Here is a 12,361-nt window from a genome sequence, read left to right on the forward strand (position 1 = left end):
TTCTGTTTTTCTATCTACCGTCCAAAATGATTTGGACAACGTTTGGTTTGGAGCTAACGTCAATGAAAAAATGGGCTACTCTATTAGCTGGTAGTGCATGTGCGCTTTCTCTGTTCTCAGGTTCAGCGGCAGCGGACGATAAAGAATTGGTATTTATGAACTGGGGTCCTTACATCAACAGTAATATCCTAGAGCAATTTACTAAAGAAACAGGTATCAAAGTGATCTACTCGACTTACGAGTCGAACGAAACTTTGTACGCAAAGCTAAAAACTCATAACCAAGGTTATGACCTAGTCGTACCTTCAACTTACTTCGTAGCAAAAATGCGCGATGAAGGTATGCTACAAAAGATCGATAAGACTAAGCTGAAAAACTTCGGCAACCTAGATAAGAACTACCTAGATAAGCCTTACGATCCAAATAACGACTACTCTATTCCACACGTTGTTGCGATTACAGGTCTAGCAGTTAACGCTGATATGTACGATCCAAACGACTTCCAAAGCTGGGCAGACCTATGGAAGCCTGAGCTTGAAGGTCAAGTAATGCTAATGGACGATACTCGTGAAGTATTCCACATTGCCCTACGTAAATTGGGTTACTCAGGTAACTCTACAGATCCAAAGCAAATCGACGAAGCATACGCTGAATTGCAAAAGCTGATGCCAAACGTTTTAGTATTTAACTCTGATAACCCGGGTGCACCATACATGTCTGGCGAAGTTGGCGTTGGTATGCTTTGGAACGGCAGTGCGGCTGCGGCGCAAAACGAAGGCCTAAACCTTAAGCTAGTCTTCCCTAAAGAAGGCGGTATTGGCTGGGTTGATAACTTCGCAATCTCTTCTGGCGCGAAAAACGTAGAAGCAGCGCACAAAATGATCGACTTCCTACTACGCCCTGAAATCGCAGAGCAAATTTCTCGTGACACTGGCTACCTAACCGCCGTTACAGAATCAAACTCGAAGTTTAAAGACGTAGCACCGCTGTTCCCTTCTCAAGAAGATCTTGACCGTGTTGAATGGCAAGACTCGGTTGGTGATATGACAGTGAAATATGAAGACTACTTCTTGAAGCTGAAAGCGGGTCAATAATCTGATCTTGCCTACTAAGGCATCGACTAACTGAAAATAGGCAGCGATACGCTGCCTATTTTTGTAATTGACTGATATAATTATGCGTTGCTAGGTTTATTTAGCTCAGTTTCACAGAATTATCGCTTCTCTAAAAAGGCTCGGTATAAATTGATTTAAATAAACGGGATTGTGCTTATTGCGATTTGGCTCAACTTAATAACTGCGACTAGTATTGATTTGTCCAATCGCTAAACAAAACGGAAAACAAATGAAAAGTAAATTCTACGCAAGCGCTCTATGTGCAGCGACGCTAATCGCTACCCCTGCAATGGCGGCTGATCAAGAACTGTATTTCTACAACTGGTCGGAATACATTCCAAACGAAGTTCTTGAAGACTTTACAAAAGAAACTGGCATCAAAGTTATCTACTCTACATACGAATCTAACGAAAGTATGTACGCGAAGCTAAAAACGCAAGGTTCTGGTTACGATTTGGTAGTACCGTCTACCTACTTCGTTTCTAAAATGCGTAAAGAAGGTATGCTGCAAGAGATCGACAAAAAGAAACTTTCTCACTTTAGCGATCTTGACACCAACTTCCTAGATAAACCATTTGATCCAAACAACAACTACTCTATCCCTTACATTTGGGGTGCGACGGGCATTGGTATCAACGCAGATATGCTAGATAAATCGTCTGTTTCTAAATGGGACGATTTCTGGGATAGCAAGTGGGAAGGCCAACTAATGCTGATGGATGACTCTCGTGAAGTCTTCCACATTGCATTAACAAAGCTTGGTTACTCGCCAAATACAACGAACCCAGATGAAATCAAAGCTGCTTATGAAGAGCTGAAAAAGCTAATGCCAAACGTATTGGTATTCAACTCTGATTTCCCTGCAAACCCTTACCTTGCAGGTGAAGTGTCTCTTGGTATGCTTTGGAACGGCTCTGCTTACATGGCTCGTCAAGAAGGTGCGAATATCGACATCATCTGGCCTGAAAAAGGCACCATTTTCTGGATGGACAGCTTAGCAATTCCAGCTGGCGCGAAAAACGTAGATGCTGCTCATAAGATGATCGACTTCCTACTACGCCCTGAGAACGCAGCTAAGATTGCACTAGAGATTGGTTACCCTACTCCAGTTAAGACGGCACATGAACTGCTACCAAAAGAGTTTGCTAACGACCCAAGCATCTTCCCTCCGCAAGAAGTAATGGACAGCGGTACATGGCAAGATGAAGTTGGCGAAGCGAGCGTAATGTACGATGAGTACTTCCAAAAGCTAAAAGTAAACAACTAATTCGTTAGTTTTAAAGATGTGAAAAAGCGGCTCATGAGCCGCTTTTTTGTATCTGATAGTTGGGTTTAAGTTTTTATGCTTTCGTGTCCAAAGCAAGAATTTCATCAACAAGCTTCGGTACTTCAACGCTTGCTTTACCATAGCGTTTTTCTTCAAATTCACTTTCAACCGCACTTGGCTCAAGGTTAATTTCTATAGTATGAGCGCCATGCATTTTAGCATCATGCACAAACCCAGCGGCCGGATAGACGACGCCCGAAGTACCGATAGAGACAAACAAATCAGCTTCTTCCAGTGCTGCGTATATCTCTCCCATTCTCAGTGGCATTTCGCCAAACCACACAATGTGTGGGCGCATTTGTGATGGGATCTGACAACAATGGCAAAGCTCACCAGTTTTTATATCTTCGGTATGTTCAATAACTTGGTTAGATTCACTACATCGCGCCTTAAGTAACTCACCATGCATGTGAATCACATTTTGGCTGCCACCTCTTTCATGCAAGTTATCAATATTTTGCGTAATAACCGTCACCTTTCCCTTTAATTCCGCTTCAAGACGGCCAAGAGCAAGATGCGCAGCATTCGGTTTGATCGCTTCATCCTGAAGCTTTTGACGGCGTTGATTATAAAAACTCTGAACAAGGTCTGGATCTCGAGCAAAACCTTCAGGTGTTGCTACATCTTCAATTCGGTGATTCTCCCACAGGCCATCTTGGGCTCGAAATGTTTGAATACCAGATTCAGCCGAGATACCTGCTCCAGTAAGTACTACAATATTTCTATAAGGGAAATTCATAACTTATCCTTGTTGTTCTTTTTCATTAGCTTAACACTGAAAGAATAGCAACTGTAGTAGTATGGATTAGACCATGGTCGTAATGGTCACTATTAGAATTACATTTTGAGAGGAATCGCAATGAGACAAGTATCTCTGGCGCTTATATTACTTACGACTTTAGCAGGCTGTCAGCTGACAAATGTGGAAGGTGAAATTGACGACGTAAAAGTAAAAGTCAGCACAAATGATGATAGTCATGGGCCGCACGGCAATGGTGGCTTTTGCCCTCCTGGTCAAGCTAAAAAAGGCAACTGCTAAAACGGCTTGTATATCGGTTTGAAGCAAATAGTTTAAAAAGAGCGGTTTGATGCCGCTCTTTTTTCGATTAATTTAATCTTCGTTAGTAGACGATATTTTATGAATCGCTAAATCCGCACCATTAAACTCGTCTTCTTCTGAGAGCCTTAAACCTGTTAGAGCGTTGATTGCGCCATAGACCACAAGAGCACCTAAAACCGCAATGGAAATGCCAAGAAATGTCCCTAAAACTTGAACCGCGAAGCTAACACCGCCCATTCCACCAAATCCACTTTGACCAAAAACTCCTGCAGCGATCCCGCCCCAAGCACCACATACTCCATGCAAAGGCCACACACCCAGTACGTCATCGATTTTGGTTCGGTTTTGCAGGTATGTAAACAGATACACAAACAAAACCCCGGCAACAGCACCTGTCACTAATGCACCAAGCGGATGCATTAAATCTGACCCCGCGCAAACCGCAACCAAACCGGCCAAAGGGCCATTGTGAATAAAGCCAGGGTCATTTTTACCCGCAAGTAATGAAGCTACGATACCTCCAACCATTGCCATCAACGAGTTCATCGCCACTAAGCCACTGATTCCAGAAAGAGTTTGAGCGGACATAACGTTGAAACCAAACCAACCAACACAGAGAATCCAAGCCCCAAGTGCCAAAAATGGGATATTAGATGGAGCGAAGTTCGTATGCTTTCCTGCGCGGATACGACCTCTACGCATCCCTAAAAAAGTAACAGCCACCAGCGCAATCCATCCACCAACGCCGTGCACAACGACCGAACCTGCAAAATCGTGAAAACCATAACCAAAGGTACTTTCAAACCAAGCTTGAACACCAAAGTTTCCATTCCAGATGATTCCTTCAAATAGCGGATATACTATGCCGACAGTGAAAAATGTTGCGATTAGAATCGGATAAAAACGAGCTCGCTCCGCGATACCACCAGAAACAATAGCAGGAATCGCCGCAGCGAAGGTCAGTAAGAAAAAGAACTTAACCAACTCGTAGCCATTATCTTGAGATAAGGTTTGAGCATCAGAAAAGAACGTGCCGCCATAAGCAACCCAATAACCAATAAAAAAGTAAGCAATCGCAGAAATACCAAAATCGGCAATAATTTTAACGAGTGCGTTTACTTGGTTCTTTTGGCGCACGGTTCCCACTTCAAGAAAAGCAAAACCAGCATGCATCAAAAAAACCATGATGGCACCCAATAATAGAAAAAGTGTATCGGAACTTTGTGTGAGAGTTTGTACAACGCCATGTACCTGATCGGCAGTTACACTCATTATGTTTATCTCCGTTATTTGTAGCGCACTCATCCTGTGCATCAAAGTTAAAGTCATCACCAATTTGGTGAATGAAATTCACAAAGCGTCTAATACAGCAATTACCGTTCCATAATTTACTCTTCTAACAATTAGGATTTAATTCATTGTTTTATAAAGCCTTAAATAAAATCAAAAACATTTATTTGTATTGATTTTATCTATTTAAATGCACCAATGTAGGGTTTATGCACCAATATAATGCGCACAACATGTACGCGTTTAATTAGTAAACTCTGACCATAAACGCAAAAAAGCCACCTCATATAGAGATGGCTCATACATTAAATTTCTAACTAAATGATAATTTATCGTGTGATCTTCCCTGCTTTTACATCTTCTAGCCAACGTCCTTCAACGAGATATGGAGGAAGCCAACCGGTTTCAATAGATAAACGATGACCTTTGTCGTACCACATACAAGCCATGCCAAGCAGAGGGAAATTAATGAAAGTGCGGATGCCTATCCTATCTGGTCCTAATTCTCGAAGATGATATTTCTCTTGGAACTGTAGGTTTTTGACTAGCACTTCCTCAAAGTCATAGCCAATGTTAGTAGTTAGCGCAGCGAAGGTTTCTAGGATCCCCATCGCAATTTCCAACGCCCAGTTATCTCCTTGAGCTACCGCTGCGTCCATTGCTGCAACCAGCTTATCAGGATAATCCGATGTACGGTTGTGGAACGACTGAATGACGTCTACTAGCATATAAGACAGCTCACCCGCTTTGGTAGAGCTCTGCTTCATTAGAGAAATAGGAAAGCTTGCCAATGCGTCTAAACTTGGTTTATCACGCACAATTGTCGATATAAAATAAATATCAATCCATCTATTAGGATTTATGCACCCCGTTTTTAAAATACCTTCCCCATCCCACTTTACTTCAGGATAGTCGAGAATCTTTATAGTTAATTCATCATTGGGATTCATAGCAAGTCTATGATAACAAGCCCCCATTAATGAAGTTTCGTAAAGACGTAATGTACAAATTTGTTCATCTTCATGTGAAGTTTGAAACCATGTATACCAGCGAACCTGTTCAATGGCAAAATCACCAAAACTAACTAGGTTTTCTCGCCTGATTTTAAGACCTTCTTTGCGCTGATCTAATATCTTATTGATAAATTCTTTCTCAGAAGAAACTCCACTTTCACTCAACTCAGGATTTGCTTTGCGTTCTACAACTTTACTTTGCATTTTAAATTAGTCCTTTGGAATTAATTTTAAATTCTGCCACTTCTACTCTTACATCTGTGACATTCCCACTTTCAGGGATGTTCGCTTGAGTATGTATATATCGAATAGGTATACCGAACGAAGCTGCATGTTGAATTTTTCTTGCTGCTATTTTTTCAGTCGTTCCTTCTTTTTTTTCAGACATTAGGTTGGTGATTTCTGCAGTGTATTCCGTTGTCCCTTGCTGATATGCCATATTTCCAATCTTGCGGGTGCCCAGCGGACTGCTCCCTCCTTTGGCCTCAACAATGATAATTTCACCTGGTGGTGGCTCTTCCACCTCGTAAACCATATCAAAGTCGCCCGGCTTCGAAATTGATGTTCCAATATCTTTGGGATGAAGCAGCTTAGCATTAGGACGTTTACTCCGGACAAAGTCATCCGCGGCCAACTCACCAATTTTTGCAGACTGTTGGTTAATATTGCCAATTTGAGCGTTATATCCCTCTTCGCCAGTTCGAGCGTCCATTGCCTTTTGACGCTCTTTCAAACATTCATCAATTTTTGCTTTGTTTCTTTCTGTTAGCTCATAACCACTCGTATTGAGTTCTGAGTTTTCTTTATACTCAGCTTTATTCAACACAAGATCCTCAGTGAAGATCGTGCAACCTTCTTCCCCGCCAACTTTCTCTGAGTCAAAAACATGCGCATTTACAAATTCCTCAATCCCAACAACATACTGCACTTCGTGTCTGCTGCCATCTGAATGATTGATATGACGATAAAAAGTAATCTCGTTTTTCTCGCAATCAATATGGTCTAGGTCGTATTCATATCGAATATGATTTTTACCTTTGGGTTTTCGGATTTTGACTTGCGAACGAGCGCCATCTTCTCCGACAGATGACTCTTTTGCCGCCTCTAAAATCTGATCGCAAACCTCTTGGGGAACGTTGTTTTGCGCCTGATACTCTGCCAGCATTTTCTGCAAGCGTTTTAGCCCTTCTTCACAAAGAAAACCTGTTGGGTCAATCCACTGGATAGGGTTCACTGCATATTGGTAATGGTTAATACCACCAGCAATAGATATCGGGTCTTGTTGGATAAAGCGTCCTAGCTTAGGGTCGTAATAACGAGCGAGGTTGTAATGTAAGTTGGTTTCTTGGTCGAAGTACTGCCCTTGAGAACGCAGTGGATTTCTCACCTCTTCAACGTCTATAGAAGCAAATCCATGGACATCATAACTTGCACTCCAAACGATATTTCCGGCACTGTCTTTTAGTCGCTCCGGTTTACCTACCTGATCACATTCATACAAATAAATTGAGCCATTTTCTAACACAGCCAATGGGATGTAGGTTTCTGGTTGATATAAGTACCAACGAAAGCCATCGGCCGTGCGTTCTCCGAGCAAACGCTCACCTTCCCAAAGAAACTCGGTGATACCATTTTGAGTAATTTTCTTTGTTCTACGGCCTAATGCATCATATTCATAGTGACTAATACTCGAATCACCATGTACTTCTACCAGTTGATTTAATGCGTCAAACACACGTTTTTGAACCGTGCCATCGCCTTCTCGTTTAACTTGATTACCTTGTTGGTCGTATTTGTAACGAACACCTGCATAAGCTTCAATGCGGTCACTTATTACCTTAGAATCAGCCAAAGCAGGATTTCCAAAGCTATCTGATTCAAATGTTGAAGTCGAACCGGCTTTACTAACCTTTGTAAGGTGCCCGAGGGTATCGTACTGATAGTGAGTTGCCCCAGCAGTATTATCTAAAATTGAAGAGATTCGGTTCTGTGCATTGTATATGTATTTTTTTTCTCTACCTGACCATTGCTGCTCGACTAATCGACCGACACCGTCATAAAGTTTGCTCTCTCTAAAACTCTCAGTTTCAGTGACAGAAAGCCTCCCCATAACATCATATTGGAACTCAATTTTTGGTAATGAGTCATCGCTAAACCGGATTTCGGAAAGCCTACCATTGGTGTCGTATGAAAAGTTAAGTGACGTCTTGTCAGGTAAGGTTTGCGAAACACGCTGTCCGACTCGGTTAAACTCTTCACCGATTTCAAATTGACCTTGAATACGCTTAGTTAAATGTCCAAATGAGGAATATTGATACTGTAGAGTTTGATGACGATTAGAGGCTAAAGTCAGTCTTCCACCTAACGTATAGTTAAAGTGATTCTCAACAATATTTTTTCCATTTCCCGCTTTAATATGCTGAAGAAAGCCAGCATCGTCATAGCGGTATAAAACGGTCCTATCTGCAACATCTTTTCGGATGATTCTTCCCATAGAGTCGTATTTGAATTGGCTGTGTAGCCCATCAAATCCAACGGTACCTGATAGTAAACCTTCACTGTCGTACAAAAACTCAAACGCTAGACCATCACTTCGAACTAATTTCGTTAGGTTACGTTGTTGATCGTACTCGTAGGAAATATGGCTGCCATCAGGGAAGATTACCGCTTCTTGTTGAGCCAAAGCTCCCCATTGATAAGACGTGACACCTTCTGGTGTCTGTATCTGTGCAACACGACTAAACTCGTCATAAGCGTACTCTTCACTGTAACCGACTTGGTCTTCGTCGTTGAAATATCTTATCGATGTGCGGCGTCCGTAATCATCATAGGAAATCTGGGCAACACATCCATCGGGATACGCAATCCCATTAACTAAATCGGTAGCGCCATAACTGTAGCGAAGTAAAGTGCCATCTACTTCATGAGCGACTAATCTTTGTTGTTTATCCCACCACCAACGGCTCTTCTTACCATCTTCAGACTCTCTCTTTACGACTTGACCATGTTTATCGTATTCATACTCCGTTACGCAGCCTAGAGCATCGATATCCCACACTCGTTGGCCAAGACTGTTGTAATAGGCCTTTTCAAGATCACCATCAGGAGATACCGTTTTTACAAGCTTACCTAAGCTGTCATAACCATATTGAATTTGAGCACCGGAAGAGTGCAGTTTGGAAATTAATTGGCCTTGCTGATTGTACTGGTACTGTGTTGTCGAGTTATCTGGGAATACCGCTTTCTCTTTACGCCCTAAATGATCATAGTGCCATTGCCACGTTCTTCCTGTCGGGCTCGATTTTTCAAGCAGATGACCTTGCTCATCATGAATGAAAGTCCACTCATTATCTAAAGAGTCAGAATAAGAGGACTTTGCGCCCTCATAATGGAATCGATAATCGTAAATACCTAAGTCGCCAAAGTTTCTAATGCACTTAGCACTCGAGCCTTCTCCCGACCATTCAAAGTGATGCGTAAACCCTGTTGGTCGAACACGTTTGGCTATCAAATGTTGGTCTTGATACTCATATCGCTCAGTCAAACCCAAATCATTCGTCGCACTAACAAGATCGTCTTGCTCGTCATAGATATATGTTGTTAATACTTGTTCTGTCTTTGTGTTCAACAATTCAACAAGGCGCCCTTGTTTATCATATTGACACTCAAGAACTGGTCGCTTGTTATGTGCAACTTCAATTAGACGATGGTTTCTCGAATAACGAAGTTGGAACGTCGAAAAGATTCCATTGCGGATTTGTTTTAATAGCCAAATGTCTTCTACCAACTCAAAACGATATTGATCACCACTAGAGAGAGTGACAATTCGTGTATTTGGGTTTAGGAAATGACAGCTTGCTCCGACATAGACTTGATAACTTGTTGAACCATGCTCAACTGGTTCAAATTCAATCTCGTCTGCAGAATCGCTTATAAATTCCCATGAGGTGACGTTGTGCTTTTCATCTGTGACTTCTTTCAGTTCAAATTGAAAAGCATGTCGCCAACCGTAACCAAGACCTTGATTTCGGGAAGCTTTGGATGAACGATAGGTTCTTGACCAAACGAAGCCATTGGGAAGCTCTACATCATTGAGTGTTAATATTTCTTCGCCCGTTACTAGAGAAACCGGATCTCCCGCTTTTTCATGACATTCGCTGCCCGTATGTAAAGGCTTTGCAGAGGCTGAATTCTTAGCTTGGGTTTTAGAAGATGTATGTGCTTTGTTCTGCTTAGACTTTGCTTTTACTTGCTTAGGTACCGGTGTTGGTTCACTGGATATTGTCGCGTTTTTCTTTGTTTTAGGGAAACTAGCGACATAAAGAGAACCATTCACAAGTGCTTTTGCAAATACAGGCGCATAAAGCTCTGGTGTCAGTTCTTCATCCGGTACGTTTGGGGGAAACTGACCAAGTAGATGATACAACTCTTCAACACGGCTTGAGCTAAGCGGTACGAAGTCATCTAGAAACGCCTTCGCACTCTGTTCTGAGTCAAACTTTTTGTGTTCACCTTTTGGGATTGGCTGACTGGAAAAATGAAAGCTTTGACCAAGGCAGTTGGTGAGAGGGATAACAAATTGAGGAATCATAGTTGTAACGAGTGTGTCCTTTCCTATTGCCTACCACTGACTTCACAAGTTTGCTTTGTTTTCATCTAGCAGGTACTGAGAATACAAAGCAAACGTGTGAAAGCCGGATCCTTTTCAGAATTCGACTATTCCTTGACTTGAATGCACTAAGGCGAATTTGATGCTCTTTAAAAAAGAATTGCTGAGCGTCGCGTACTCTAGCGGCTAAAAATGCCTTGAGTAAATGAACAATAGTGTGAGTGAGACTGAGGTCTCAGCGATTTGCCTTTTAGAGAGCAATTTCTTTTGTTAATTTGATTCGCTCCCCAGATAACAAAATTCACCAAGAAAATTCACAATAGTCGCATGACTGAGATACCGTGTCTCACACAAGAGAAGTTGACTCAAACTATAGAACGTTATGCTCATGTCCAGCGTGTCACGACAAGCTTCTGGCTCTCCATTGCATAACCGAAGCAATAAAAAAGCCGCCCTAAATAAGGCGGCTTTGATGTTGTTGAGGTTCAATTATAGGTTTGGACCTGTAGAGGGAGTATGAGGTTGATTGTTACGCAGTTGCTGCATGCCTTGGAACATACGGATGAACCAGACAAAAATAGCTAACGCAGCGAATACCATTCCGACCCAAGGGATGAAGTAAGCGATGTCTTCGATCAACGTACTTTTCACCCAATAGTCACTTACCCCGACGAGCACACCGTTAGAGGTCGCTACGGTGACAATCAGCACCACAAAAAACGTCAGGTAGAGGAAGAAGGTACGAATCAGACCGTAGTAATGAGAAATCACTACGTCGCTGTCTTCCCCCTTATCCAAACGGTAACCCGCATAGATAATTGCGATAACGCCTGAGATCAAAAACGTAAACGGGGTAAAACAACTCAGGATATACGCAATCCAAATCCCGTTATGATGTTTGTTCATTCGCTTTCGCTCCTTTCTCTGTCGTTGGTTTTGATTCTGTTTCGCCCATCGCTTCTTTAGACTTCACTTCTTCATACCAAAGATCGTGATGCTCTTTCGCCCATGTTTCATCGACTTCACCAGTCACCATGCCTTCTAACGCACCTTCCATACCGAATAGACCGATATAGATGTGGAAAATAAAGCCACAGATCAGAATCAGGGCTGAAATGGCATGAACTAGGTTAGAAAGTTCCATATCTCGGCGAGTTTGCCCAAAGATTGGGAAATCCAAAACTAAACCACTTACCGCGACAATAGCGCCAAAGAAAATCAACAACCAGTAGATGGCTTTCTCACCACCGTTTGAGAACCCTGCCGATGGATGCGTTCCTTTGTGCTTACCAACCATGCCGCCCATTTTCATGAACCAACGAATATCTGTCATGTTTGGAATCGACTTGCGCCACCATTTCAAGAGTACAAACATCAGCAAAATGAAGAACAGTGGTCCCATGTAGTTGTGGTACTGCTTCGCCAACATGACGATAAAGCCCCAAAACTCGGTAGGAACATACGGTTTTAAAAAGTGCTTACCGTAAACCAGCATCAAACCACTGAATGCAAGCGTTAAGAATGTAAACGCCATACTCCAGTGGAGAGCGCGATCCAAGCGAGACCAGCGCTTCATCTTTTTGCCTGTACGAGGCTTACTTAGCATCAAAGGGCCAACAAATACGTAAGCCATGATAACCATCGCGATACTGCCGAAAATCGCGACAGCACCAGCAGGAGACATCCATTTCTCTTTTAGAATGTACCAAGTCTCACCAGGTTTACTGATTAATACGCCATGTTCTGGCGATTTAGACGTGGTATAACCTTCTTGCCCCTCTCTGACTTCACGCCAATAATCTGCACCTGCAAGTTGCGTTATCTCCTGTTGAACCACTTTAGAAGATTGCTCCTCTGCTGAAGCAGGCATTGCGAAAGTCAGCAGCAATGCCGTCATCATTGACAGCATTGCTAGAGACGCACGTTTAAGAGTGTTTAACATGTGCC

9 protein-coding genes are annotated in these 12,361 nt (G+C 42.4%); 3 read left to right on the forward strand and 6 right to left on the reverse strand.

The genetic code is table 11. The features are described 5' to 3' along the window. Window positions 1-62: 62 nt before the first annotated feature. Together NL646_RS05580 and NL646_RS05585 are read left to right on the forward strand one after the other, a co-directional pair. Complete coding sequence (locus tag NL646_RS05580) at window positions 63-1,094, forward strand: extracellular solute-binding protein (RefSeq protein WP_017448550.1); 1,032 nt, start codon at window positions 63-65, stop codon at window positions 1,092-1,094. Between the two features lie 250 nt (window positions 1,095-1,344). Next, window positions 1,345-2,382 (forward strand): extracellular solute-binding protein, encoded by a 1,038-nt coding sequence (locus NL646_RS05585; RefSeq protein WP_005453907.1) that lies wholly within the window; start codon window positions 1,345-1,347, stop codon window positions 2,380-2,382. Between the two features lie 73 nt (window positions 2,383-2,455). On the opposite strand, the gene cobB is transcribed toward NL646_RS05585, so the two are convergent. Continuing rightward, window positions 2,456-3,181 (reverse strand): Sir2 family NAD+-dependent deacetylase, encoded by a 726-nt coding sequence (cobB, locus tag NL646_RS05590; protein ID WP_020840628.1) that lies wholly within the window; start codon window positions 3,179-3,181, stop codon window positions 2,456-2,458. A 120-nt stretch (window positions 3,182-3,301) separates the two neighbouring features. Here cobB and NL646_RS05595 point away from each other — a divergent pair, with 120 nt between their 5' ends. Then, window positions 3,302-3,481: a hypothetical protein gene (locus tag NL646_RS05595; protein ID WP_021453411.1), complete on the forward strand. Its 180-nt coding sequence runs from the start codon at window positions 3,302-3,304 to the stop codon at window positions 3,479-3,481. A gap of 72 nt (window positions 3,482-3,553) precedes the next feature. On the opposite strand, the gene NL646_RS05600 is transcribed toward NL646_RS05595, so the two are convergent. The 5 genes from NL646_RS05600 to NL646_RS05620 all read right to left on the reverse strand — a co-directional run bounded on the left by NL646_RS05600 (window position 3,554) and on the right by NL646_RS05620 (window position 12,356). After that, window positions 3,554-4,774, reverse strand: coding sequence for an ammonium transporter (locus NL646_RS05600; protein WP_005495037.1), 1,221 nt, complete (start codon window positions 4,772-4,774; stop codon window positions 3,554-3,556). Window positions 4,775-5,121: 347 nt separating this feature from the next. Continuing rightward, on the reverse strand, window positions 5,122-6,009 hold the full coding sequence (locus NL646_RS05605) for an immunity 49 family protein (protein WP_140263647.1): 888 nt from the start codon (window positions 6,007-6,009) through the stop codon (window positions 5,122-5,124). A gap of 1 nt (window position 6,010) precedes the next feature. Further along, window positions 6,011-10,396, reverse strand: a complete 4,386-nt coding sequence (locus NL646_RS05610) for an RHS repeat-associated core domain-containing protein (RefSeq protein WP_253663957.1) — start codon at window positions 10,394-10,396, stop codon at window positions 6,011-6,013. 507 nt (window positions 10,397-10,903) lie between these two features. Beyond that, the gene (locus NL646_RS05615; protein ID WP_253663958.1) at window positions 10,904-11,320 is read right to left on the reverse strand and encodes a hypothetical protein; all 417 of its coding nucleotides are present in this window, start codon (window positions 11,318-11,320) and stop codon (window positions 10,904-10,906) included. Beyond that, on the reverse strand, window positions 11,304-12,356 hold the full coding sequence (locus NL646_RS05620; protein ID WP_021449075.1) for a formate dehydrogenase subunit gamma: 1,053 nt from the start codon (window positions 12,354-12,356) through the stop codon (window positions 11,304-11,306). The genes NL646_RS05615 and NL646_RS05620 overlap by 17 nt, the downstream gene beginning before the upstream one ends. Window positions 12,357-12,361 lie beyond the last annotated feature (5 nt).

Origin of the sequence: Vibrio sp. Y20_XG_PY13 (genome assembly GCF_024181925.1) — a bacterium.
Lineage (GTDB): Bacteria > Pseudomonadota > Gammaproteobacteria > Enterobacterales > Vibrionaceae > Vibrio > Vibrio parahaemolyticus.

Coding starts and splice junctions, on each gene's coding strand:
- NL646_RS05580 (WP_017448550.1), top strand. CDS start 63: ATGAAAAAATGGGCTACTCTATTAGCTGGTAGTGCATGTGCGCTTTCT.
- NL646_RS05610 (WP_253663957.1), bottom strand. CDS start 10,396: ATGATTCCTCAATTTGTTATCCCTCTCACCAACTGCCTTGGTCAAAGC.
- NL646_RS05615 (WP_253663958.1), bottom strand. CDS start 11,320: ATGAACAAACATCATAACGGGATTTGGATTGCGTATATCCTGAGTTGT.
- NL646_RS05605 (WP_140263647.1), bottom strand. CDS start 6,009: ATGCAAAGTAAAGTTGTAGAACGCAAAGCAAATCCTGAGTTGAGTGAA.
- cobB (WP_020840628.1), bottom strand. CDS start 3,181: ATGAATTTCCCTTATAGAAATATTGTAGTACTTACTGGAGCAGGTATC.
- NL646_RS05595 (WP_021453411.1), top strand. CDS start 3,302: ATGAGACAAGTATCTCTGGCGCTTATATTACTTACGACTTTAGCAGGC.
- NL646_RS05600 (WP_005495037.1), bottom strand. CDS start 4,774: ATGAGTGTAACTGCCGATCAGGTACATGGCGTTGTACAAACTCTCACA.
- NL646_RS05585 (WP_005453907.1), top strand. CDS start 1,345: ATGAAAAGTAAATTCTACGCAAGCGCTCTATGTGCAGCGACGCTAATC.
- NL646_RS05620 (WP_021449075.1), bottom strand. CDS start 12,356: ATGTTAAACACTCTTAAACGTGCGTCTCTAGCAATGCTGTCAATGATG.